23 protein-coding genes are annotated in these 22,161 nt (G+C 63.0%); 7 read left to right on the top strand and 16 right to left on the bottom strand.

Annotation, left to right across the window (positions count from 1 at the left end):
* Window positions 1–4: 4 nt before the first annotated feature.
* Together AC1D10_RS17485 and AC1D10_RS17480 are read right to left on the bottom strand one after the other, a co-directional pair.
* The gene (locus tag AC1D10_RS17485) at window positions 5–1,189 is read right to left on the bottom strand and encodes a cell wall hydrolase (RefSeq protein WP_477273915.1); all 1,185 of its coding nucleotides are present in this window, start codon (window positions 1,187–1,189) and stop codon (window positions 5–7) included.
* A gap of 149 nt (window positions 1,190–1,338) precedes the next feature.
* On the bottom strand, window positions 1,339–2,643 hold the full coding sequence (locus tag AC1D10_RS17480) for an MFS transporter (RefSeq protein ID WP_477273913.1): 1,305 nt from the start codon (window positions 2,641–2,643) through the stop codon (window positions 1,339–1,341).
* A gap of 122 nt (window positions 2,644–2,765) precedes the next feature.
* On the opposite strand from AC1D10_RS17480, the gene AC1D10_RS17475 reads away from it, so the two are divergent.
* Window positions 2,766–3,689 (top strand): LysR substrate-binding domain-containing protein, encoded by a 924-nt coding sequence (locus AC1D10_RS17475; RefSeq protein WP_477273911.1) that lies wholly within the window; start codon window positions 2,766–2,768, stop codon window positions 3,687–3,689.
* A 26-nt stretch (window positions 3,690–3,715) separates the two neighbouring features.
* Here the strand turns inward: AC1D10_RS17475 and der are convergent, their stop codons facing one another.
* Window positions 3,716–5,155, bottom strand: a complete 1,440-nt coding sequence (gene der, locus AC1D10_RS17470; RefSeq protein ID WP_379105630.1) for a ribosome biogenesis GTPase Der — start codon at window positions 5,153–5,155, stop codon at window positions 3,716–3,718.
* Window positions 5,152–5,817, bottom strand: coding sequence for a tetratricopeptide repeat protein (locus AC1D10_RS17465; protein ID WP_477273908.1), 666 nt, complete (start codon window positions 5,815–5,817; stop codon window positions 5,152–5,154). The genes der and AC1D10_RS17465 overlap by 4 nt, the downstream gene beginning before the upstream one ends.
* Before the next feature lie 192 nt (window positions 5,818–6,009).
* On the opposite strand from AC1D10_RS17465, the gene AC1D10_RS17460 reads away from it, so the two are divergent.
* Window positions 6,010–7,017 (top strand): polysaccharide deacetylase family protein, encoded by a 1,008-nt coding sequence (locus AC1D10_RS17460; protein WP_477273906.1) that lies wholly within the window; start codon window positions 6,010–6,012, stop codon window positions 7,015–7,017.
* Between the two features lie 36 nt (window positions 7,018–7,053).
* On the opposite strand, the gene sbmA is transcribed toward AC1D10_RS17460, so the two are convergent.
* From sbmA to AC1D10_RS17445, 3 genes are all read right to left on the bottom strand, one after another.
* Window positions 7,054–8,313: a peptide antibiotic transporter SbmA gene (gene sbmA, locus AC1D10_RS17455; protein ID WP_477273904.1), complete on the bottom strand. Its 1,260-nt coding sequence runs from the start codon at window positions 8,311–8,313 to the stop codon at window positions 7,054–7,056.
* A 113-nt stretch (window positions 8,314–8,426) separates the two neighbouring features.
* On the bottom strand, window positions 8,427–9,587 hold the full coding sequence (locus tag AC1D10_RS17450; RefSeq protein ID WP_477273902.1) for a YbfB/YjiJ family MFS transporter: 1,161 nt from the start codon (window positions 9,585–9,587) through the stop codon (window positions 8,427–8,429).
* A 260-nt stretch (window positions 9,588–9,847) separates the two neighbouring features.
* On the bottom strand, window positions 9,848–10,072 hold the full coding sequence (locus AC1D10_RS17445; protein WP_379105623.1) for a hypothetical protein: 225 nt from the start codon (window positions 10,070–10,072) through the stop codon (window positions 9,848–9,850).
* A gap of 94 nt (window positions 10,073–10,166) precedes the next feature.
* Between AC1D10_RS17445 and AC1D10_RS17440 the strand changes: the two genes are divergently transcribed.
* From AC1D10_RS17440 to AC1D10_RS17430, 3 genes are read left to right on the top strand one after another with little or no spacing between them, the layout of a single operon-like run.
* Entirely contained in the window at window positions 10,167–11,165 is a 999-nt protein-coding gene (locus tag AC1D10_RS17440; protein WP_477273900.1) for a LysR substrate-binding domain-containing protein, read from the top strand.
* A complete protein-coding gene (locus tag AC1D10_RS17435) occupies window positions 11,162–12,418 on the top strand; it encodes an aminopeptidase (RefSeq protein ID WP_477273898.1) in 1,257 nt (418 codons plus the stop codon). Before AC1D10_RS17440 ends, AC1D10_RS17435 begins: the two co-directional genes overlap by 4 nt.
* Window positions 12,419–12,438: 20 nt before the next feature.
* On the top strand, window positions 12,439–12,804 hold the full coding sequence (locus tag AC1D10_RS17430) for a DUF488 domain-containing protein (RefSeq protein WP_477273896.1): 366 nt from the start codon (window positions 12,439–12,441) through the stop codon (window positions 12,802–12,804).
* A 48-nt stretch (window positions 12,805–12,852) separates the two neighbouring features.
* On the opposite strand, the gene AC1D10_RS17425 is transcribed toward AC1D10_RS17430, so the two are convergent.
* The gene (locus AC1D10_RS17425; protein WP_477273894.1) at window positions 12,853–13,206 is read right to left on the bottom strand and encodes an ArsC family reductase; all 354 of its coding nucleotides are present in this window, start codon (window positions 13,204–13,206) and stop codon (window positions 12,853–12,855) included.
* 159 nt (window positions 13,207–13,365) lie between these two features.
* Between AC1D10_RS17425 and AC1D10_RS17420 the strand changes: the two genes are divergently transcribed.
* Window positions 13,366–13,722 (top strand): ArsR/SmtB family transcription factor, encoded by a 357-nt coding sequence (locus tag AC1D10_RS17420; protein ID WP_477273890.1) that lies wholly within the window; start codon window positions 13,366–13,368, stop codon window positions 13,720–13,722.
* Entirely contained in the window at window positions 13,719–14,198 is a 480-nt protein-coding gene (locus tag AC1D10_RS17415) for an SRPBCC family protein (RefSeq protein WP_477273888.1), read from the top strand. The genes AC1D10_RS17420 and AC1D10_RS17415 overlap by 4 nt, the downstream gene beginning before the upstream one ends.
* A gap of 100 nt (window positions 14,199–14,298) precedes the next feature.
* Here AC1D10_RS17415 and AC1D10_RS17410 read toward each other — a convergent pair whose 3' ends face one another.
* The 8 genes from AC1D10_RS17410 to AC1D10_RS17375 form a co-directional block, all read right to left on the bottom strand.
* On the bottom strand, window positions 14,299–14,652 hold the full coding sequence (locus AC1D10_RS17410; RefSeq protein ID WP_111546893.1) for a nuclear transport factor 2 family protein: 354 nt from the start codon (window positions 14,650–14,652) through the stop codon (window positions 14,299–14,301).
* 216 nt (window positions 14,653–14,868) lie between these two features.
* Window positions 14,869–15,954: an ABC transporter ATP-binding protein gene (locus AC1D10_RS17405; RefSeq protein WP_477273885.1), complete on the bottom strand. Its 1,086-nt coding sequence runs from the start codon at window positions 15,952–15,954 to the stop codon at window positions 14,869–14,871.
* Entirely contained in the window at window positions 15,944–16,552 is a 609-nt protein-coding gene (locus AC1D10_RS17400; protein WP_477273883.1) for a cupin domain-containing protein, read from the bottom strand. The genes AC1D10_RS17405 and AC1D10_RS17400 overlap by 11 nt, the downstream gene beginning before the upstream one ends.
* A gap of 265 nt (window positions 16,553–16,817) precedes the next feature.
* Window positions 16,818–17,882, bottom strand: a complete 1,065-nt coding sequence (locus AC1D10_RS17395) for an ABC transporter substrate-binding protein (RefSeq protein ID WP_477273881.1) — start codon at window positions 17,880–17,882, stop codon at window positions 16,818–16,820.
* The gene (locus AC1D10_RS17390; protein ID WP_477273879.1) at window positions 17,867–18,736 is read right to left on the bottom strand and encodes an ABC transporter permease; all 870 of its coding nucleotides are present in this window, start codon (window positions 18,734–18,736) and stop codon (window positions 17,867–17,869) included. Before AC1D10_RS17390 ends, AC1D10_RS17395 begins: the two co-directional genes overlap by 16 nt.
* Window positions 18,733–19,617 (bottom strand): ABC transporter permease, encoded by an 885-nt coding sequence (locus AC1D10_RS17385; RefSeq protein WP_477273877.1) that lies wholly within the window; start codon window positions 19,615–19,617, stop codon window positions 18,733–18,735. The genes AC1D10_RS17390 and AC1D10_RS17385 overlap by 4 nt, the downstream gene beginning before the upstream one ends.
* A 103-nt stretch (window positions 19,618–19,720) precedes the next feature.
* Window positions 19,721–21,004, bottom strand: a complete 1,284-nt coding sequence (locus tag AC1D10_RS17380) for an NAD(P)/FAD-dependent oxidoreductase (protein ID WP_477273875.1) — start codon at window positions 21,002–21,004, stop codon at window positions 19,721–19,723.
* Between the two features lie 239 nt (window positions 21,005–21,243).
* A complete protein-coding gene (locus tag AC1D10_RS17375) occupies window positions 21,244–22,134 on the bottom strand; it encodes an SMP-30/gluconolactonase/LRE family protein (protein ID WP_477273873.1) in 891 nt (296 codons plus the stop codon).
* Window positions 22,135–22,161 lie beyond the last annotated feature (27 nt).

The following is a 22,161-nucleotide window of genomic DNA, read 5'->3' as shown; positions in this document are numbered from 1 at the left end:
GCGCTCAGCTCCAGCCGCCGCCATAGGTCCGGTAGAAGATATGCAGGCCGATCTTGGTCATCTTCTGCATCGTGCGCGCCCAGCCGGGATGGACATATTGGGCGTAGTAGTGGGTCGACGAGCCGACCTCGGGGATGAAGATCTTGCCGGCGGTGACGGCCATGGCGATATCCTGCGCGGTCTTGTAGGCGGCAGGACTATCGATGCGCTTCCTCCTGCCATCGCAGGCGAAAGAGAACTGGCAACGGTTGAACCAGCTGTCGTTCTGGTAGACGACGCCGCAGATCGAATTCGGATAGGCCGGGTTGCGGACGCGATTGAGGATGACCTGGGCGACGGCGGCCTGACCGCGCACGGATTCGCTCATGGCCTCGAAATAGATACCGTTGGCAAGGCATGCCTGCTCCTTGTTGGAGAAGACACTCGCAGGCAGCGGATTCTGGATCCACGAGTGATCGCCCTTGGCCATCGGCGGGATGAAGCGGCCGTCATTGGGCTGCTCGTCCTGAAGCAGGGCTTCGAAGGGTGACGCCTTGGCATAGTCGGGCTCGGCCTGCGCGTAGGCGGTCGCCAGTACGTCCGGATGGTCGTTGTTGACCAGCGCGGCAAGCATGGCCGGCACGCCGGGATCCGGCTTCTTGTCCTCGCGCGCATGGAATGCCGCGGCGATCTGGATTTCCTTGCCTTTGATCTGCGGCTTGGCGAAGGCCATCTTCAGGCCGCTGTCCATGCTGGGCCGCAGCAAGGAGGAGGTGCGCTCGAAGATCGAGCCGGCATTGAAGTTCTTCGGTGGCGCCACGGGAGACATCTGGACGATGCGGCCCTTCTTGTCGGCGCGCACGACACGATCCTCGTCGGGCGTGCCGCTGACCTTGCCGCCCTTGCCACGAAACGACACGTTGCCGATACCGGCCAGATGGACACCCGATCCGGAAATGGAGCCGGTGACGTCGGAATCGACGAACGGCATCTCGGCCGCATGGGTCGAGCCGGCGACGGATTTCTCGACATAGGAATTCCAGCGGGTGTTTGGCGCTTCGAGGCCGGAGACAAGGCTCGTCATGTCCTGGTAGGCAACGATGGTCGGAAAGCCGATCCAGATTCCGAGACCGATTACGAACGGAGGCAGAAAGCCACGTTTTCTCTCACCGGCGGCGGCAAAAAGCCGCTTCAACACACGTCGATGCACGGAACTCTCTCCAGGAACGCGACTGACCCCACTGGAGAGCAAAATGATGCATTAACCTTGATGGGACGTTAACGGGTTCGATCGGGTTTTCTCAGTCGGCTCAAGGTCGTGGTTCCGAAGTCGGGCGGTTTTGCGGCCGGCCTGTGAATTCAGGCCGGCCGCAGGAAGAGCGGCCGGGCGATCAGCGCACAGACGGCGGCCGACAGCCAGACGCCCGTCCATGATCCAACGACCAGAAGCCCGGGGATGGCGATCGGCACCAGGAAGAAGGCGACAAAGACAAAGCTGTTGCCGAGGCCGAGCGCCGTCCCGGCATTGCTGGCGCCGGCAAGCGTGGCAAGCTCGGTGTAGGCAACGCCGTGCCATGCCGAGACACAGATGCCGGCGACGATCAAGGCGGCAACGATCGTTGCCGCGAGCACCGGCTGCCAGCCAGGAATGGTGGCCGCGACAAACACAAGCAGCGTGAGGGTGGCGAAAGCGGCCGCGCTCAGCATGCTGAAAAGGCGCAGGAACGCGCGGCGGTTGCCGTGACGGTCGGTGAAGCGGCCGCTCCAGACGCGCATGACCATGGCGCCGACCTGCACGGCTGCCAGGCTGGCGCTGATCACCGCCGTTCCCATGCCGCCGAAATCATGCAGGAAGACGGAGGCGAAGGTGAGCACCGCCACTTGCGGGACGCAGAGCAGGCCGATGGCCATTGCAATGCGCCAGACGTCGGGGTTGCGCAGCGGTGTCAGGCCAGCCGACACCATCGCGTCGCTGGCGGACGTCGCGTCTTCGCCGATTGGCGGCTGGCGCAACCAGCGCCAGGCGAAAAGCGCCGTGACGGCGGAGAATGTGGCCAGCAGGCCATAGACCGAGGCAAAACCATGCGTCGAGGCGAGCGACGGCAGGACAAGGGCGCCGAGCCCGCCGCCGAGTGGCACTGCAGTCTGCCTGATGCTCATGGCGAAGCCGCGCTCGCCTTCACGGAACCAGGCCATGATGGCGCGGCCGCTCGAGCCGTTGACGCTGCCGCCGAGCAGACCGGTGACAAGCAATACGGCGGCCAGAAGCGCAACTCCGGGAAGGTGTGCCGGCGACGGCACGACCAGGAATGCCATGAGAAACAGCCATGCCGCGGTGGCGCCGAGCCCGGTGAGCAGCACGCGGCGATCGCCCCAGCGATCGGTGAGCAATCCCCATGGCAGCTCACTCAGCGCCACACCCAGGCCGAGGAGACCGAGGACCAGCCCGAGCTGGCCGTTGCCGAGCTGATAGCCGGAGCGCAAGAAGACCGCCGTCGCCGGAATGCCGGAGAAAGTCGCGGAGAAACTGGCATTGGCGGCAACGCCGATGCCCAGCACCTTCCAGCGATGATTGGAGCGGACTGTCGCGGCACCGGCGGCTGCTCTCGCCTGCTGCCGAGGCCTGCCCTGGTTGCATTCCAAATCCGTAGCGACGAGCGACATGGCTGAATTTCCCTTGATGGTCCACTGCATCCGGACCTTGACGCTCCGTTTTTACCGCCATAGCTTCATGCCGAATATCGGGAAGTATTTGACTGTTTGTCCCGAAAATCAGGATTATTGCCATGCGACGCGTAACATTCGACCTCGACGTTCTCCGCAGCTTCGTCACCGGCATGGAACTGGGCAGCTTCGCCAAGGCCGCCGACCGGCTTGGCCGGTCGACGTCGGCGGTCAGCGCGCAGTTGAAGAAACTTGAGGAGCAGGCGGCGACGCCGATCTTCCGCAAGTCGGGACGTGGCCTCGCCTTGACCGAAGCCGGCGAGACCATGCTCGGCTATGCGCGCCGTCTGATCGAACTCAATGACGAAGCGGCATCCGCGATCCATGACGTCGAGTTGGAAGGTTGGGTACGGCTTGGGCTGCAGGAGGATTTCGGCGAGGCGGTGCTGCCTGACGTGCTCGGCCGCTTCGACCGCGCCCATCCCAAGGTCAAGATCGAAGCCAGGATCGCACGCAGCTACGACCTCGCCGAAAGGATCATGTCAGGCAACCTCGACATCGCTCTCGCCTGGCACAGCGGCGAGACGCTGCCTTACAGCGAGCATGTCGCCGACGTGCAGATGCGCTGGATCGGCCCGGCAAAGCGCATCGAGACCAGCCTGCGCGACGGTGAGCCACTGCCGCTGGTGGCGCTCGAAGCACCCTGCCTTTTGCGCACGGTGGCAACCGAAACGCTCGACCGCGCCGGCCTGTCGTGGCGGATGGCCTTTTCCAGCCCGAGCCTCGGCGGCATCTGGGCAGCCGTCGCGGCGGGACTGGGGCTGACGATCCGCACCGACATCGGCCTGCCGGCCAGTGTCAGCGCGATGACACCTGAGATCGCCGGGTTGCCGAAGCTGCCCAAAATGGCGTTATTCCTGCATCGCAAGGACGCCGAGCCCGAGCCGGTGGTAGCCCGCCTTGCCGACATATTGCTTCAGGCGGCACGGCAGGCGCTGCCCGAAAATGGGCGGGCCAACGACCACGGTTTGCGCAGCGTAGCGTGATCATGGCGCCGGACCGGCGCTGCGGCTCAGCTGCGCTTCTTGGCCCTGCCGGCGAACGGATTGTCGGAGGTGCGCAGCGCAATGCGGATCGGCACGCCGGGAATGTCGAAAGCCTCGCGCAGGCTGTTGGAGAGATAGCGGACATAGGATTGCGGCATCGCATCCGGCCGCGAGCACTGGACGACGAAGCCCGGTGGCCGCGTCTTGGCCTGGGTGACGTATTTGACCTTCAGCCGGCGGCCGGCGACGGCAGGCGGCGGATGATGCGCCAGTATGCTCTCCAGCCAGCGGTTGAGCTTGCCGGTCGAGACGCGGCTGTTCCACACCTTGTGGGTCCTCAGCACCGCATCCATCAGCTTGTCGAGGCCGCGCCCGGTTTCGGCCGAGACAGGCACGGCCTGGATGCCGCGCACCTGCGGCAGCAGCCGCTCGGTCTTCTCGCGCAACTCCGCCAGAAGCTCCTGCGGGTGGTCGATCACGTCCCATTTGTTGAAGGCGATCACCGGCGCCCTGCCCTCGCGGATGATCAGGTCGGCGATCTGCAGATCCTGCTTCTCGAAGGGAATGGTGGCGTCGAGCACGATGATGACGATCTCGGCGAAGCGGATGGCGCGCAAGCCATCCTGCACCGACATCACTTCCAGCTTTTCATGGATCCTGGCCTTGCGGCGCATGCCGGCCGTGTCGAACAGCTTCAGGCGGCGGCCATGCCAGTCCCAGTCGACCGAGATGGAATCACGGGTGATGCCGGCTTCCGGCCCGGTCAACAGCCGCTCCTCGCCGATCAGCGCGTTGATCAGCGTCGATTTGCCGGCATTCGGGCGGCCGACGACGGCGATGCGCATCGGCTTGGTGTCGTCATACCAATGCACATCTTCGGCATCCGGGTCGACGATGTCCTCGCCGATCAGCACCTCGCCGGCGGCGATCTCCTCACCGACACCATCCTCTTCTTCGCCGAAGGCACGTGCCTCGCCAAGCGCGCCAATCACAGCGTCGCGCAAATCGGGCATGCCCTGACCGTGTTCGGCAGACACCGGGATCGGCTCGCCAAGACCGAGTTCCCAGGCCTCCAGCATGCCGCCCTGGGCGCCCTTCGCCTCGGCCTTGTTGGCGACCAGCACCACCGGCTTGCCGGACTTGCGCACGATCTCGGCGAACGTCTTGTCGTCGGGCATCAGGCCGGATTTGGCATCGACCGTGAAGAAGATCAGGTCGGCCTCGCGGATCGCGATCTCGGTCTGCGCGCGCATGCGCCCGGGCAAGGTCGAGGCGGCGGCATCCTCGAAGCCGGCGGTGTCAATGACGTCGAAATGCAGGTCGTACAGCTTGGCGGCATGGACGCGGCGATCACGGGTGACGCCCGGCGTGTCATCGACAAGCGCCAGCTTCCTTCCCACCAGCCGATTGAAAAGAGTCGATTTGCCGACGTTAGGTCTGCCGATGATGGCGACTTTGAATGTCACGACGCACTGCCCGACCCGCGGATCAGCTCGGACATCAAGGTTGCCCGCTCACGGGTGTTGCGCGGGGCGCCGTCATCGGCGGCGATCTGGTCGAACAGCTTCAGCGCATCCTGGGTCTTGCCTTCCTTCCAGGCGGAAAGACCGAGCGCCTCGCGCGCCGTGTGGCGCAACGTGTTGGTATCGGATGTAAGCGCCTCGACACGGCTGGAGACGTCAGCGAAGGAGCCATTGTCGACAAGCAGCAGGGCTGCCCTGAGGCGCGCCATGTCGCGAATGCCCGAGGGAATGGCCGTGTCGGCGGCGACATCGTCGAAATCCTTGACCGCGGCGGTAACGTCGCCCTTGTTGGCCTTGACGGTCGCGCCGCGCATGCGGGCGAGCAGCGGATAGGCGCCGTAGCCGTCCTTCTCCAACTGGTCGAGGGCGGTCAGCGCTTCGTCGTTCTTGCCGTCATTGGCGAGCTTCAGCGCCTGCGAGAATGCATCGCCCGAGCGGTTGGCGCGCGTCTCGTCCCAATAGCGATAACCGACGAAGGCGGCGGTGCCGAGCACCACGAGGATCGCGAGGACAAGCAAAGCGGGACCGAAACGGTCCCACAGCTTCTGCGCCTGTTCGCGACGCATCTCGTCGTTGACTTCACGGATAAAACTGTCGTCGGACATCAATCAAAACCATTCCTGCCCTCTCGGGCCGTTGTCAGCCCGCGTTTTAGCGAAATTTTGTCGGCATGGAAGGGGTTCAACCGGAAAATCGCCTATTCCCGAGGCTGGTTGCCAAAAAGGCCAATCGCACCTACGCCACATTTGAGCGATAGCCGGCTTCCAGACATTCCCTGAGTGCAGATCAGATAGCCGATGTACCGTCCGTTTCGCGTTGTTGTGTTTTCCATCGCCTCGCTCGCCACTGCGGGTGGGGCTTTGGCCGATCCGCCCTCGCCGCCAGCGCCGGCAAAGCCCAGGCAGGTCATCATCATCTCGTTCGACAGCGCCCGCGACATTTCGCAGTGGAAGCGCAGCCGGGCACTGGCGCAGCGCACCGGCGCGCATTTCACCTATTTTCTCTCCTGCGTCTTCCTGCTGTCGCCTGAGACGCGCAAGGAATATACGGCGCCCGGCAAAACGGCCGGCAAATCCAACATCGGCTTTGCCGCCTCCAAGCAGGAGGTGACCGAGCGGCTCGAGCAGATCGGACTTGCCGCCTCTGAAGGTCACGACATCGCCAGCCACGGCTGCGGCCATTTCGACGGCAAGGACTGGAGCAAGGCCGACTGGCTGAAGGAGTTCGGTTCGTTCGAGCACATTCTCGAAAACGCCTATGCGATCAACGGTATCGCGCCCGAGCCCAAGGGCTGGCGTGATTTCGCAAGGCATGCGGTTGTCGGCTTCCGCGCGCCTTACTTGTCGACAAGCAAGGCGCTTTACGAGGCGCTGCCGGCGGCTGGCTATCAATTCGATGCGAGCGGCGTCTCGCAGGGCCCTGCCCGGCCGGCGACCAGCCACGGCATCATGCACTTTTCGCTGCCGCAGATCCCGGAAGGACCGGAATCAAGGCCGGTGATCGCCATGGACTACAATCTCTATGTCAGACATTCCGGCGGATTCGAGCGGCCGAGCAAGGCGAACGAATTCGCGAACCGGACCTATGACGCCTTCCGCGCCGCCTTCGATGCGCAATATCAGGGCAAGCGCGTTCCGCTGGAACTCGGCTTCCACTTCGCGCTGATGAATGACGGCGCCTATTGGAACGCGCTGGAGCGTTTTGCCGGCGAGGTCTGCGTCAAGGCCGATGTCGAATGCATCAGTTTTCGCGATTATGTTTCGCGGCAGGACGCGGCCCAGAAGCAGGCTTCGGTCGGCGGCTGAGCCGCCAACCAGCTCGATTTCCAAAAACCTCGGTCTTTAGGCTGGGTCCTCGGCGCCCTGTCTTGCCAGATAGCGCTGGTCGATCTCGGGCAGCGGCTCGCCTTGCAGGGTCGCCTCGAAGGCGCGCAGGCGTTTGTGGACGGATTGCAGCTCGACGATGGTCGACCAGGAGGTGAGCAGAAACTGCAGCGAGCCCGTTACTTTGCCGAAGGCGTTCGAGATCTGGTTCAGCGCGCCGAAGGTGATCTTGTGCGCCACCAGCGACGGACCCAGGATCAGCAGCGCGAAAATGTTGTCGGCCTGCAGGTAGGTGTACCGGACAACGTTGAAATAGATGTAGTGGAAATAGAGCCTGAAATAATTGTGACGAACATTGGCGAACAGCTCGGCCGTGGTGGCTGGCTGAGCCCTGTCCGCATGATCTTCGCCGTACACCAGTTCCTTGCGGTAGGCGGCTTCGACACGCTGGTTGCGGAACTGCAGTCCTGGAAGTTTCATGCCGGCAATCATCACCGAGATCGTTCCGAACAGACACCAGGCCAGCGCTGCGACAACCAGTGGCTGGGGAATCGCGCCGATGATCGGCAGTTCGGTGATATGGGCCTGCAATTGAATCATGACGGGAAGGAAGGCGATCAGGGTCATGATCGACTGCACAAAACTGGAGCCCAGATCTTCCATGATCTGCGAGAACCGCATCGTGTCTTCCTGGATACGCTGCGAGGCGCCCTCGATATGGCGTAGCCTGCCCCAGTTCTCGACGAAATAATCGTTCATCGCCGTGCGCCAGCGGAAGATCCAGTGGCTGACGATGAAGGCATTGACCACCTGCACATTCATGCCGACCAGCGCGAGCCACGAAAAGTCGGCCAATCCGATATAAAACTCTCCGTTGGTCGACTTTCCAGTCCCCGACATCAGTCCTTGTACGTAGTCGAAGAAAGGCCCGTACCAGGCGTTGACGGCGACGCTGACCTGCACATTGAAATAGATGAAGAACAGGATGACCGCCGTCATCAGGATCGACCAGCGCTGCCAGGGGTGCGGCGAATACCAGCTCCAGAACGCATAGAAGACGGCGACGCAGAACACGAAATAGAGATAAAACCACAGGAAGGGCGGCGACCAGAGCACGGCGATACCGATGATCGGCGGCGCGCCAGCCGCGGCGGGCGGCAGTCCGAAAACCGCGCCCAGCTGTTCACCACCGAAAAACCAGAACAGGATTGCCGCAAGGCTCCAGATGGCGGCCGAAGAGAAAAACAACTTCGGCTGCGGGAAGAAGGATACGAACACTGTGGGGAATTCCTCGATCTATGCGCAAATCAGCTGATATCAGCGGGCATAAAGTCACACATTAGCTGGAAAGCAAATGCCTGCCCGATGCCCGGCATCGAGCAAACCCACAATCATGGCGATTTTGGCGCAGCCGACCATGTGACGGCGCCGGAAACGACCAGCATGGCAGCGGCGGTGATCGAGGCGAGGAAGAAATCACCTGACGCCTGTGCCAGCAGCCCGGCGGCGATCGGGCCGATGATCTGGCCAAGGCCGAAAGAGGCCGTCATCAAGGCAAAGATACGCCGAGGCGCCCTTGGCGCCTGTTGCCGCGCGGCCTGCAGGCCAAGCGCGGTTATGGCAATGAAGGTGCCGCCGAGCAGCAGGCCGCCAAGAACCGGCCCGGTGCGTCCGCCGACGGCCACACTGGCGGTGACGCCGACAACTTCGACGAAACATCCCAGCGCATAGGTGGCATGGAGCCCGATCCGTGCCGCGATCTTCTGCCACAGCCAGGTCGAGGGAAAGCCGGCAAGGCCGGCGACCATCCACACCATGGCCTCGAAGACGCGGCTGCCGCCGCCTTGCCGGACGATGGCGACCAGGAATGTCGCCGTCACCACATAGCCGAAGCCGAAGAGGCCATAGGCGATGATGATCTTCACGAGCGACCGGTCTTTCGGCAGGGCCGGCTCAGGGCCGGCTTGGCCATTGGCGAGCGGCCCCTCGTCCACCAGCAGCGCCACGACGACGAAACCGCAAGCCGAAATTGCCGCCGACCACAGCCAGCCCGCCGCCCAGCCGGCATGCTCGGTGACCAGCACCGCCATCATCGCCGCGGAGATCGCGATGCCGAGGCCAACACCGCCAAAATGCCACGCCTGCAGGTCGCTGCGGCCGGCTGCGTTTATATGACTGAAAACGATGCTGGCCATGAACACCATGACGAAGGCGCTGACCAGCCCGGCCAGAAAGCGGATGACGAGAAACGCGACCATGGTATCGGACAGTCCCATCAGGGCTGCCAGAACCGTGCTGGCGCCGAGACCGGCCAGCATCAACAGGCGCTCACGTCCATGCGCCCAGCCTCCGGCCGCGGCAAGCGCGCCGACGAGGTAGCCAAGATAGTTGGCGGAGGCGATCCATCCGGCATTGGCCGGCGACAGATGGAGTTCCTCCATCATGCCGGGCAGGATCGGGGTGTAGACGAAGCGGCCAATGCCCATGGCGACGGCCATGGCGATCATGCCGGCGAAGGCGAAACGCAGCGCTGTCGAGGTGGCGGATGTCATCGCAGCGCACAATAAATGCAGGGATCGCTGGAACAATCCGCCATCTGTTGGGCCAGCGCGGTTGCAGCACGCGGCGCTCGCTACGACTTTTCCTTACGCTCTAACGCGTAACTCCGCTCGGAGACCGCTTCGAAATTCGCTCTGGCGAGTCATATGGTGGTGGTTTCGAAACCGTAGCGCAGCGAACTTTGGTCCGTGAGCAACGAAAGCGCAGAAAACGCCATCCGATGGCCGCTAGAGTAGAATTTTCAAACAGGCTCTCAGCAGCGTCCGCCAAAACCGGCACGCAATGAGGCGGTCTCGTACACCGTCCGCTGCGCCGTCAACCTGAACGGCACATCACCCAATTCGCGCTCCGACATGGTGTTGAGCACGGGATGCGAAAGCGGATCGGTCAGCCATCTCTGCGTCTCGCTCTCCCGGCCTGGCTCATGCGGAGCATCCGTTGCGAACAGAACTTTCAGCGATGACAACATGCTCAGCATTTTCGGCTCCGCGGGTCTGTCTCCCCCGATAAAGTCTGCCGTTTCGATGTGTCTTTCAATTGAGATTTCGGCCGGGTCGGTTTAGAAAATCTGTATGGCTATGCTCAACCGAGTCCATCTCAACGGCCTTCGCGCCGTGGAAACCGTCGCCCGTCTCGGCTCGCTTGCGGCGGCGGCGGCAGAACTCAACGTTTCCGTCAGTGCCGTCAGCCAGCAGATCAGCCGCTCCGAAAAGCAGCTCGGCCAGGCGCTGTTCGAGCGGACGGCGAGCGGACTCGTGCTGACCGAATTCGGCGCCGTCTTCGCGGCCCGCCTCGGCGCGGGGTTTCGCGAGCTTGCCCAGGCCGTGGCGCTGGCCGACGAGGCGACGCAGTGCACATTGGTGGTTTCGGTGGCGCCGGCCTTTGCCTCGAAGTGGCTGCTGCCGCGATTGTCGCGTCACTTCACCCGGCATCCCAACGTGCTGCTGCGCATCGACGCGTCGGTGAGGCTGGCCGATCTCGATCACTCCGACATCGACATCGCCATCCGGCTCGGCGACGGCAAATGGCCGGGCGGGCGCGCGGAATTGCTTTTGGCGCAGGAAATCTTCCCGGTCTGCGCCCCGGTGATCGCCAGAAAACTGAAATCGATCGAGGATCTCGCCCAGACCTGCGCCATCACCGACGAAAGGGCAATGATCAACTGGGAGAGCTGGTTCGAAGCAGCCGGCGTTCCGCCCGTCACCTTCCTGAAGGGCGCGCGCTTCACCGATCCGATGCTGTGCCTGGAATCGGCGATTGCCGGCCACGGCGTGATGCTCGGCTGGCAATTGCTGACGGCTGATGCTCTCGCCGACGGACGGCTGTTGGCGCCGTTCGGAATCCGCGCCCAGAGCGGTCTCGGCTATTGGCTGGTGACCTCCTCCGCCAAGGCCGAAAGCCGCAAGGTCCGGGATTTCAAGGTCTGGATCAAGGAAGAGATCGAGGCGACGATGGCACAGTTCGGGTCGCCGAATGCAGCCACGGCACCCGCCGGAGGGATCGCGGTGGAAAGCACCGTGGCGCCGGTCTATGTAGAGTCAGACATCAAACTACGGCAGGCAGGATCATGACCACACATTCGCGCGGCGTTTCCGCATCGATCGACCCGGTGAAGCTCGACAGGCTGGCGGAAGTCGCCATCAAGGTCGGATTGCAGTTGCAGCCCGGACAGGATCTGGTGCTGACGTCGTCGATTGCGGCGCTGCCGCTGACCAGGCGGATCGTCGAGCATGCCTACAAGGCCGGCGCCGGGCTGGTGACGCCGATCTTCAACGACGACGAGATGACGCTGGCGCGCTATCGCTTCGGCGCCGATGCCAGCTTCGACCACGCCGCCGGCTGGCTCTACGAAGGCATGGCGAAGGCCTTCGCCAACAATGCGGCCAGGCTTGCCGTGCGCGGCGAGGATCCGTCGCTGTTGTCGGCGCAGGATCCGGCGAAGGTGGCGCGCGCCAACAAGGCGAATTCGATGGCCTACCAGCCGGCGCTGGAAAAGATCACCGGCTTCGACATCAACTGGAACATCGTCGCCTATCCGGATCTCGCCTGGGCCAGGCAGGTCTTCCCCGGCGATGCCGACGATGTTGCGGTGGCGAAGCTCGCCGACGCCATCTTCGCCGCCTCACGGGTGGATGTCGAAGACCCGATCGACAACTGGAAGGCGCATAATTCAGCGCTTCGCGGCCGCACCGAATGGCTCAATGGCCATAATTTCCATGCGCTGCATTTCACCGGGCCGGGCACCGACCTGACCGTCGGGCTGGCGGACGGCCACGAATGGATGGGCGGCGCCTCGACCGCCAAGAACGGCATCACCTGCAACCCGAACATCCCGACCGAGGAGGTCTTCACCACGCCGCATGCAAGACGCGTCGAAGGCCATGTCTCCTCGACCAAGCCGCTGTCCTACCAGGGCACCCTGATCGACGAGATCTCGGTGCGTTTCGAGGAGGGCAGGATCGTCGAGGCAAAGGCGTCGAAGGGCGAGGACGTGCTGAAAAAGGTGCTCGACACCGACGAAGGCGCGCGCCGTCTCGGCGAGGTGGCGCTGGTGCCGCATTCCTCGCCGATCTCGGCGAGCGGCCTGTTGTTCTTCAACACGCTGTTCGACGAGAACGCCGCCTGCCACATCGCGCTCGGCCAGTGCTATTCGAAGTGCTTCGTCAACGGCGCCTCGCTCAGCCAGGACGAGATCGCCCAACGTGGTGGCAACAAGAGTTTCATCCACATCGACTGGATGATCGGCTCCGACAAGATAGACATAGACGGCGTCCACAAGGACGGCGCCCGCGTGCCGGTGATGCGCAAGGGCGAGTGGGCCTGACAGGGACTTACGAGGGTCCGGTGGCTTTCGACCTCGTGGTCAAACGGATTTACGAGCCGCCGGCGACCGACGATGGGCAACGGGTTCTGGTCGACCGGATCTGGCCACGCGGCGTCAGCAAAGAGGACGCGGCGCTGGCGCTGTGGCTGAAGGATATCGCACCGAGCGATGCCCTGCGTGGATGGTTCGGCCATGAGCCGGAGCGCTGGATGGAATTCCAGAAGCGATATCGCGCCGAGTTGGACAGGAATGGCGAAGTGGTCGGGCAGTTGCGGGCCATGCTCGGCAAGGGTCGGGTGACTCTGCTCTACGGCGCCCGGGACGAAGCCCACAACAATGCGGTGGCGCTGGCGGGCTATCTGCAGGGGACGGGTTCAGGCGATTGAATTCCGCGAGTCGGCGGGACAGGGAACGCGGCGGAGGGGAGCTCGGCTCTACTTCCCGCCCACCGCCTGCTGATAAACATCCGGCTTGAAGCCGACCAGAATCCTCTCGCCCAGTTCCAGCACTGGCCGCTTGATCATTGTCGGCTTGGCCAGCATCAGCGCCTTGGCCTTCTTCTCGTCGAGGCCCTGCTTGTCCTTGTCCGCCAGTTCGCGAAAGGTCGTGCTTGCCTTGTTGAGCAGGATTTCCCAGCCAACCTTGCCGACCCAGCCATCCAGCCGCTTCGCCTCCAGCCCTTCCGCCCTGTAGTCGTGAAAGCGGTAGGGCACCTCATGACCTTCCAGCCAGACGCGCGCCTTCTTGATCGTGTCGCAGGTGGTGATGCCGTACATGGTGATCGTCAAACCGGGTCCCTCGAAACTTCGAATCTGACTGCAGAGTAAGGACGCTCGCTTCGCTTTGCCAGCGGGCTCTCGGGCGCCCCGTGATTTTGTGCTTGCAAACACTAAGGAATTTTCCTAAGTATTTTTCGAGCCATTTTGACGGCAGCCCAGGACCGACCAATGACCAACATCCAGACCGCCAATCCGAGCCCGCCACCGATCGACGGCATCTTTCGCGCCCTGTCCGACCCGACGCGGCGACGCGTGGTGGAGCGGCTGAACCGCAGCCCCGCCTCGGTCAGCGACCTCGCAGAGCCTTTCGACATGGCCCTGCCCTCGTTCATCGAGCATCTCAGGGTTCTTGAAGGCTGCGGGCTGGTGCATTCGCAAAAGACTGGCCGGGTCAGGACCTATCAACTGGTGCCTGAGCCGCTGAAGCTGGCCGAAAACTGGCTCGCCGAACAGCGCACGCTGTGGGAGCGCCGCCTCGACCAGTTCGACGCCTATGTGATGACCCTCAAGGAGAAAGAAAAATGAGCTATCCCTTCAAGCCGGATCCCAGACTGGATCTCGTGCTGGAGCGCGTCGTCGATGCGCCACGCGAGTTGCTGTGGCGGGCCTGGACGACGCCGGAGCACGTCAAGCAGTGGTTCACGCCAAAGCCATGGAGCGTCACCGACTGCGAGATCGACCTCAGGCCGGGCGGGCTGTTTCGGACGCGCATGCAGTCGCCCGACGGCAAGGAGGTCAACGACCGCCATTGCTGCTATCTCGAAATCGTGCCGAACGAGCGGCTGGTGTGGACGGACGCGCTGCTGCCGGGCTATCGGCCGTCGGGGGAGCCGTTCATCACCGCGGTCATTTCCTTGCAGCCGGACGGCAAGGGCACGCGCTACACCGCCACCGCCATCCACCGCGACGAGGCCACCCGCAAGAACCATGAAGAGATGGGGTTCTTCGACGGCTGGGGCACGGTGGCCGATCAGCTTGCAGAATACGTGAAGACGATTTGAGCCTCTTGGATGGCGGCCAGGCATTGTCCCGGCCGCCATGCTTATCTGTCAACACTGCAGCGAAGAGAGCAGGTTCCCGGAAGCCGGGGTATTTCCGGCCTCAATAGTAGAAGCGCTCTTCGGTGATCTTGCCGTTCTTGACCGTATACAAGCCGACCTCATCCATGGTGACACGCTCGCCCGTAGCCTTGGGGGTTATGTCAAACTTGAAGCGCACCGCGAACTGGTCGCCGTTGACATAGGGGCCTTCGACCGAACCGCCATGGACTTCGTGGTTCTCTTGCCACCACTGGCCCTTCTGCTTGAGGGCCGCCTTGCCATGGCTGACGGCCATCGGCCCCTCCATGGCTTCGTAGCTGGCGATATCGTCGGCATTGTATTTCTCAGCAGCACCCTGGTGGTCGCCCTGCTGTAGGAGTTCGGTGAAATCCTTGGCAATTTCCGCGATGGTCATATGTGATCCTCCTGTTCAGACGTAGTGCAAGTAGGGGACAGCTCGACGGCCTGCCATCGTCAATCCGCTTGTAGCTGACAAGCCATGTCAGGATGATGATTTCGCGCGGATATGCGACGACGATTTGAGGTTCTACATCGCGGCCACGGCATCGTCCTGGCCGTTCAAACAACGAGGGCACCGATGCCACCGGTGCCAGCCATTTGCCGTGTGAAACTAGCTTGGCAGCATAGGGCAGTTGGCGCCACGGCGCAGGCTGATATGCGCCACATCGCCGACGCTGAATTGAAAACCCTCGGCCTGGCGTGGCGCGTCGATGACAACAGGTGCGCCCTGCCCGAGTTCGGCATGCAGGCGCAAGGTGCGGCCATGAAAGACGATGCTGTTGACGCGGGCCGGCGCTGTGCCGGTCGCCGCTTCGGTGGCCGCCAGCAAATCCTCGGGCCGCACGCCGACGATGCGCATGGCGCCCTCGGCGGGAGCCTCGCCGGATTCGGAGATCGCTTCCAGCGGCAAGGTACCGGCGGCGAACCGCAAGCGATCGCCATCGCGTCCGATAAAACGCGACTGCAACAGGTTCATGGTGCCGATGAAACTGGCGACGAATGTGGTGGCGGGCCGGTCGTAAAGCGTCGCCGGCGGCGCGATCTGCTCGATGCGGCCCTTGTTCATGACGACGATGCGATCGGAGATCGACAGCGCTTCGGTCTGGTCGTGGGTGACCATGACGAAGGTGGTGCCGAGCCGCGACTGCAGCCGCTTCAATTCAACCTGCATCTGTTCGCGCAGATGCGCGTCGAGCGCCGACAGCGGCTCGTCGAGCAACAGCACGCGCGGTTCGCAGACGATGGCACGGGCGAGTGCGACGCGCTGGCGCTGGCCACCCGACAGTTCGGAGACGCGGGCGCCAAGCTTGTCGGCCAGACCGACCATGTCGAGGGCTTCGCCGACGCGTTTTGCCTGCTCGGCGCCGGATCGTTTTCGCAAGGACAGGCCGAAGCCGACATTCTCGGCAACGTTCATATGCGGAAACAGCGCGTAGTCCTGGAACACGGTGTTGACCGGCCGGTCGTAGGGCCTGAGCGCTGTGATGTCGCGGCCATCGAGCAGCACCTTGCCGCTCGATGGACTTTCGAAGCCGGCGATGACGCGCAGGCTGGTGGTCTTGCCGCAGCCGGACGGACCAAGAAGGGTGAGAAACTCGCCGCGGACGATGTCGAGATCGACGGCGTCGAGTCCGACGATGCCGCCGGGAAACAGCTTCGAGACCGCCTGCAGCCGGACGAGAGGATCAGGCGCCATCGCGAACCTCGGAGGGCTTCGTGGTGTTGACCCAGAGTATCTGGCAGCGTTCGGCGCCCGGATTGCGGAAGGCATGCAAAAGCGTGCTCTTGAAGGCAAAACTGTCGCCGGTCTTCAGCCCGTATTTTGTCGAATCCACAACCAGCTCAACCTCACCCGAAAGGACGTAGCCGAATTCATGGCCGGCATGGGCATAGGCCTCTGCGGTGCCGCCGCCGGCGTCGACCGTCACCAGCATGCCGGTCAGTGTCGCGCCCGGCGGCGACAGCAGCGCCTTGGCGATGCCTTCGGACTCCACGGGAATCGCGCGGCGGCTGTTGGCACGCACGCAATAGAGGTCGTTGACGGTATCGTTGCCGTCGGCGATCAACGCCGACGGCTCGATGTCGAGGGCGGCGGCGAGCGGCCAGATCACCTTGACGCGCAGCGAGGACATGCCGCGCTCGATCTGGCTGAGCGCCCCGATCGACACGCCTGCCCTGGCGGCGAGATCGGCCAGCGACAGGTTGCGTTCCAGCCGCAGCGCCCGCACGCGCCGGCCGACCCGCACATCGGCATCGTCCTTCGGCTTTCCAGCCGCTTCGTCCAGCATATCCATTCGTTCGTCCTCGTTTTTTCCCTTCTCCCCTTGTGGGGTGAGAAGCGGTTCGCGCAGCGAACGAAAAGCCAATTGCTTGGCTTTTCGAGCTTCGAACGCCCTGAGCCTGCGAAGGGCCGGGCGTGGTAGCCGATCCACCCTGCCGGGTCCCCCGCTGCTTCGCAGCGTCCCGGCGTTCGCCGGCCTTTCATCGTGCCACTGGCACGATGAATTCGCTTACGCGAACCGGCTGCTCACCCCTCAAGGGGAGAAGGAAGAACCAGGCTCAGCCGCCTGCCTTGACCTTTTCGAACATCTTGGCGAGGTCGTCATTCTGTTTCATCGGCCCGGTGAAGATGGTGGTCTTCAGCATCACCTCCGGGTCGGATGGCAGCTGCAGCTTTTCCAGCTCCTCCTTCCGCACGGTGGCAAAGGCAGAGCTCAGCGAACTGCCATAGCCATAGGACTGGATCAGGTATTTGCCCGAGTCGGCATCCAGCCGGCTGTTGATGAAATCATAGGCGAGATCGACATTCTTGGCGTCCTTCAGCATGACGAAGCCGCAGGACCAGGTCAGCATGCCCTCCTTCGGCTTCATGAACTCGACCGGCACCCCCTGCTTCTTCAGCGAGGTGGCGGACGCGTTCCAGGTCATGGCGGCGACCAGCTGGCCGCTGGCCAGCGCCTGTTCGACCGAGGTCATGTCGGTGGTGTAGTTGGAGAGCAGCGGGCGCTGCTCGCGCAGTTTATCGGCCACCTTGTCCATTTGCTCGGGCGTCATGTCGAACGGATTGACGCCGGCCAGAAGCGCCGCAACGATCGGCGTGTCGTGCACGGCGTCGATGGTCGCCATGCGCCCGGCATATTGCTTGTCCCACAAAAGGTTCCAGCTTGCCTCCGGGTTCTTCACCAGATCGGTGCGGTAGAGGATCGAGGTGTTGCCCCAGTCCCACGGCACCATCCAGACCTTGCCGTCGCCGGCCTGCAGGTCAGGCAGGTTCTTGAACACCGGGAAGATCGAATCCCAGTTCTTGATGCGCTTGGTGTCGATCGGCTGCAGCAGGCCTTCCTTGTTCCAGCGCGCCACCTTGTCATAGCAGGGATGCGCGATGTCAGGGCGGAAGCCGGCCTTGACCTTGGTGAAGGCGTCATCGTCGTCACCGAAGATCGAGGCCTCGACACCATCGGGGTGTGCGGCAAGGAAGCTCTTGTTGAAGTCGGGCAATTCATAGCCCGACCAGGTGAAATATTGCAGCTTGTCGCCGGCGAAAGCGACGGTCGACGACAGCGCCAATGCCAGGGCCGCCAGGCCGGTTCGGGCCATCTTTCCGGATATCAGGTCGAATGCCATTGCAGTTCTCCTCTCTTGGTTTGTTTTGGTTGTGGTGGATCGACGGGTCTTGGCGCCGTTGCGGACAGGCCGCGATGGCGCAGGATTTCGGCGATTGCGGCGATGACGAAGGAGACCGCCAGGATCGACGTGCCCAGCGCCATGACCGCCGGCAGCGATTTCGGGAACCGAAGCTGGCTCCAGATGTAGAGCGGCAGCGTCGGCTCGGTGCCGGCAAGGAAGAAGACGACGATGAACTCGTCGAAGGAGATCAGGAAGGCCAGCATGAAGGCCGAGGCGATGGCCGGCAGGCTGAGCGGCAGCATCACCCGCCGGAAGGTCGTCCAGTCGGAAGCGCCGAGGTCGAGCGCCGCTTCGCGAATGGTTTTCGGGATGGCGGCGAAGCGGCTGCGCATGATCACCACCGTCGTCGGCAGCGCCACCAATATGTGGCCGAGAACGATGGCAATGCGCGATGGACCGAGACCTATGAGGTTGATGAGGATCAGCAGCGATATGCCGACGATGACACCCGGGATCAGGATCGGCAGCCGCGCGATGGCGCTGATGGTGGCAGCCAACGGCGAGCGGCCATAGAGGTCCATGTAGGACACGGTGATGCCGCACAGCGTTGCGCCAGTGGCGGCAATGGCGGCGATGACGAGGCTGTTCAAGAGTGCACCGGACAGCATCGAATTGCCGTACAGCGTCGCGTACCATTGCAAGGTAAAGCCTTGCAGCGGAAACGCTGCCTGGATCGAGTTGTTGAAGGAAAACAGCGGGATCAGCAGCACCGGCAAATAGAGAAAGACCAGATAGGCGACGACGTAAACGCCAAGCCAGCGGCCGCCACCTTGTGTGCGCGCGATGCTCATGTGCGGCTGCCAAATCTGCGGTCGGTGAAGCGTGCGACCAGCACCACGGCAAGGATGACCAGCATGACGACGACAGACAGTGCTGCGCCAAACGGCCAGTCATTGGCCTTGCCGAACTCAGCCTGGATCAGCGACCCGATCATGGTGCTGGCCGGGCCGCCGACGAGCGCGGGCGTGACATAGTCGCCGACCGTCGGCACGAAGACGACAAGTGCGGCCGCCAGCACGCCCGGCATCGAATTGGGCAGCACGACCCGGCGGAAAGAGGTGAAGGGTCTGGCGCCAAGATCGGAAGCGGCCTCGATCAGCGACTTCGGGATGGTGTCCAATGCCACATAGATCGGCAGGATGGCGAAGGGCGCGTAAGCATGGGCGAGCGTGACGACGACGGCAGCCGGCGTGTTGAGAAAGGCCAAAGTCGGCTCGGACCAGATGCCGCTTTCGATCAGCGCCGAGTTCAGCACGCCATTGTAGGCGAGCACGATCTTCCAGGCGAAGACGCGCAGGAGATAGCTGGTCCAGAACGGCAGCGTCACCAGGAACAGCAGCAGGCCGCGCCGCCGACCGGCATGGAAGGCGAGATAGTAGGCGACGGGATAGGCGGTGACCACCGTGGCCAAGGTGACCAGCGCGGCAATGATCAGCGAGCGCAGCGTCACCGTCCAGTACAGTGGATCCGAAACCACGGTGACAAAATTCGCCACGGTAAAGCCGGCGCCGAGCAGCGAACCGTCATTGCCGCGGAAGGCGAGGAAAAGCACCAGGCCGAGGGCAAACAGGATCAGCAGGAAGGTGACCAGCGCGCCCGGCAGCAACATGGCGACGCGGAAGCCCGATGAAGACCGGGCCCCGGGCGCTTGTGCTGCAACAATGGTCGACATCGACCTGCCGGTCCAAATTTGAAATTACCTAAGATTTTTTCATATTCATGAAACTGTCAAGCGGAATCCCCAAAAGACGATCCCATTGGCATGAATTGCTGCGTCAACGTTCCAGTGCGTCGAGCAGACGATACCAGGCAATGGTCGCGGCGACGCCGACCTGCCGGAAGGCGTGGAATGGGATCGGCCGGATCGGCGAGACCGGGAATGGCAACTGCCTGGCATCACCGCTGGAAAAATAGGTTGCGATGCGCTCGCCAAGCGCCGTCATCAGGCCAACACCACGCCCCTGGCAACCGACCACCGCCAAAAGGCCTTGCTCCGGTTCGTGGATGTGCGGCAGGTGGTCCGGCGTCATCGCCACCCGGCCGAACCATCGCTTTTCGATCGCCACACCGGATAGTGCCGGATAGAGCCGCAGCAATGCGCGCTTGAGATGCGCCCAGTCATTGGGGCTGGTCGGCAAGGCCATGCGACCACGCCCGCCGAGCACCAGCCGGCCGTCGGCGCTCTTGCGGTAATAGACGAGTATGCGCCTGGAATCCGACACCGCCTGCCCTTCCGGCAGGATCGTGGCCGCCAGGTTGGGCGGCAGCGGTGCCGTGGCGATCTGGAAGGAATGCAGCGGCACGATCGTCTCGGCGAGGCCGGGGATCAAACCGTCCGTATAGGCGTTGGTCGCCAGCACGACCGCCTTCGCCTGCAATTCAAGGCCGTTTTCGGTCGAAATACGCCAAACGCCGGCGGCATTGGCGAGCCGCACGACCTTCTGGCGCTCCGCTATCCCTGCACCAGCCGCCGCGGCGATCCGTGCCAGTTCCGACGTATAGGCGAGCGGATCGATCACACCGGCGCGGCGATCGAGCCAGCCGCCGAGATACCCTTGAGCGCCGGTCATCGCGGCAATCTCGGCCTGGCTCAAAAGCTTGACGTCGGCACCGCGTGCCCGCCATTGCCGGTCACGATTTGCCGCTGCCTTCAGCGCAACCTCGGTATGAGCCGCCTGGATCCAACCATTGCGGACGAACGGCACTGCCAGTTTTTCATCGCGGATCAGTTCGAAAACCGCATCTGCGGTCGAAGCGGCAAAGTTGACCAGCGCCTCGCCGCGCTCCGGGTCAAAATGCTCGAGCAGCCATTCAGGATCGTATTTCAGGCCGGGAATGACCTGGCCGCCATTGAGCCCCGACGCGCCCTGGCCGATTTCCCCGGCCTCCAGCACCTGTACGGACAAGCCAAGCCGGGACGCATGCAAGGCCGTCGACAGCCCCATGATGCCGCCACCGACAATGACGACATCGACACGATCGCCGCTGGGAAAAAGCGACTGAGCCGTGGACGCCGCTTGCGGCTTGCGCCAGATCGGATCGGAGAACGGTGTGGGCAAGGCTTCACCTAGGATTCATTGGCAAAATGAAAATCCTAGATATGATTTCACTATTTTGAAAGTGGGTTAATCCGGCAGTTCACAGATCGAGCCGTGGGTTTCCCGGCACCGCGCCTAGCGTCGGATGAAACAACGCTCCTCCCGCTATCAAAACGTGCGGTCCTTGCCCGCAATTGTGGAAATTGCCGCCGCAGGTCCAGCAAGCCTTCCGTCTTGGGGAGCGTTGGGTAAGAACCATCTCATCCGAACCGGTTGGTCGGCGTGCCTTGAACGCCTGTGCGCACCGCGAACAATCCGCCCTCTTGCGGATTTGCCCGCAAGTGTAGCCCACTCATCGTAAATCGCGCCGAGGTGACGAAGAGAGTATCGAAATTCTCGCCGCCAAAAGCGCAACTCGTCGGCCAGCTGCAGGGCAGTTCCACGACTTTGTCGAGAACTCCCCCGGGAGAGATGCGGACGAGACAGCCGCCCCCCGCAACGCGACAATTCCAGACATAGCCCTCCGCATCCATGCACGACCCATCCGGCAGACCGCGCGAAAAGCCGGAGAAGAAAAGGCGCCTGTCGGTTATTCGCGACTGCATCCTATCCCAATGATAGCGGAAAAGCTGGTTCTTCGTCGTATCCGCCGTGACGAAGGTGTCATCCGCCGTCCAGACCATTGTGTTGGTGATACCGAAGCGATCGGCGCTGAGCGCCTCTACAGCGCCGGCAATGTCGACGCGATAGATCCGCCCCGCATCTCGCGAAATATCGCGCGGAAGATCGTCGGGGCCGATATTGTTTTCCATGGTGCCGATCCAGAATGAGCCGTCCGGAGCGACCACGCCTTCGTTCAACCGGGTGTCCGGACTATCCGGTTCGATCGTTGCGATCGTCCTGAAGGTTTCTCCGAAATCCCACAGAGCCACGTCCTTTCGCAGCCCGACGATTGCACCACCGTCCCTGCGCAGGCCGATCGAGGTTACGAGGTCCGGTGCTTGCCAGCTCTGGTGGTCGAGAGTGCCCGGATCGAGCTGGTGGATGCGCCGCCCGATGATATCCACCCAGACCAGAGCCTTCCTGTCCTGGTCCCAGATCAGGCTCTCCCCGACGACATCCTGAGCATTGAATACGAAAATCGCCTGCATCTCTCCGCTATCCCTGCCGCGCCTCGT

The organism is Mesorhizobium sp. P2_A8, assembly GCF_056404935.1.
This window is presented reverse-complemented; position numbering and strand designations above follow the sequence as displayed.

Coding starts and splice junctions, on each gene's coding strand:
- AC1D10_RS17375 (WP_477273873.1), bottom strand. CDS start 22,134: ATGCAGGCGATTTTCGTATTCAATGCTCAGGATGTCGTCGGGGAGAGC.
- AC1D10_RS17415 (WP_477273888.1), top strand. CDS start 13,719: ATGAGCTATCCCTTCAAGCCGGATCCCAGACTGGATCTCGTGCTGGAG.
- AC1D10_RS17420 (WP_477273890.1), top strand. CDS start 13,366: ATGACCAACATCCAGACCGCCAATCCGAGCCCGCCACCGATCGACGGC.
- AC1D10_RS17460 (WP_477273906.1), top strand. CDS start 6,010: ATGTACCGTCCGTTTCGCGTTGTTGTGTTTTCCATCGCCTCGCTCGCC.
- AC1D10_RS17435 (WP_477273898.1), top strand. CDS start 11,162: ATGACCACACATTCGCGCGGCGTTTCCGCATCGATCGACCCGGTGAAG.
- AC1D10_RS17405 (WP_477273885.1), bottom strand. CDS start 15,954: ATGGCGCCTGATCCTCTCGTCCGGCTGCAGGCGGTCTCGAAGCTGTTT.
- AC1D10_RS17465 (WP_477273908.1), bottom strand. CDS start 5,817: ATGTCCGACGACAGTTTTATCCGTGAAGTCAACGACGAGATGCGTCGC.
- AC1D10_RS17475 (WP_477273911.1), top strand. CDS start 2,766: ATGCGACGCGTAACATTCGACCTCGACGTTCTCCGCAGCTTCGTCACC.
- AC1D10_RS17390 (WP_477273879.1), bottom strand. CDS start 18,736: ATGAGCATCGCGCGCACACAAGGTGGCGGCCGCTGGCTTGGCGTTTAC.
- AC1D10_RS17440 (WP_477273900.1), top strand. CDS start 10,167: ATGGCTATGCTCAACCGAGTCCATCTCAACGGCCTTCGCGCCGTGGAA.
- AC1D10_RS17400 (WP_477273883.1), bottom strand. CDS start 16,552: ATGGATATGCTGGACGAAGCGGCTGGAAAGCCGAAGGACGATGCCGAT.
- AC1D10_RS17480 (WP_477273913.1), bottom strand. CDS start 2,643: ATGTCGCTCGTCGCTACGGATTTGGAATGCAACCAGGGCAGGCCTCGG.
- AC1D10_RS17445 (WP_379105623.1), bottom strand. CDS start 10,072: ATGCTGAGCATGTTGTCATCGCTGAAAGTTCTGTTCGCAACGGATGCT.
- AC1D10_RS17410 (WP_111546893.1), bottom strand. CDS start 14,652: ATGACCATCGCGGAAATTGCCAAGGATTTCACCGAACTCCTACAGCAG.
- AC1D10_RS17450 (WP_477273902.1), bottom strand. CDS start 9,587: ATGACATCCGCCACCTCGACAGCGCTGCGTTTCGCCTTCGCCGGCATG.
- AC1D10_RS17395 (WP_477273881.1), bottom strand. CDS start 17,882: ATGGCATTCGACCTGATATCCGGAAAGATGGCCCGAACCGGCCTGGCG.
- AC1D10_RS17385 (WP_477273877.1), bottom strand. CDS start 19,617: ATGTCGACCATTGTTGCAGCACAAGCGCCCGGGGCCCGGTCTTCATCG.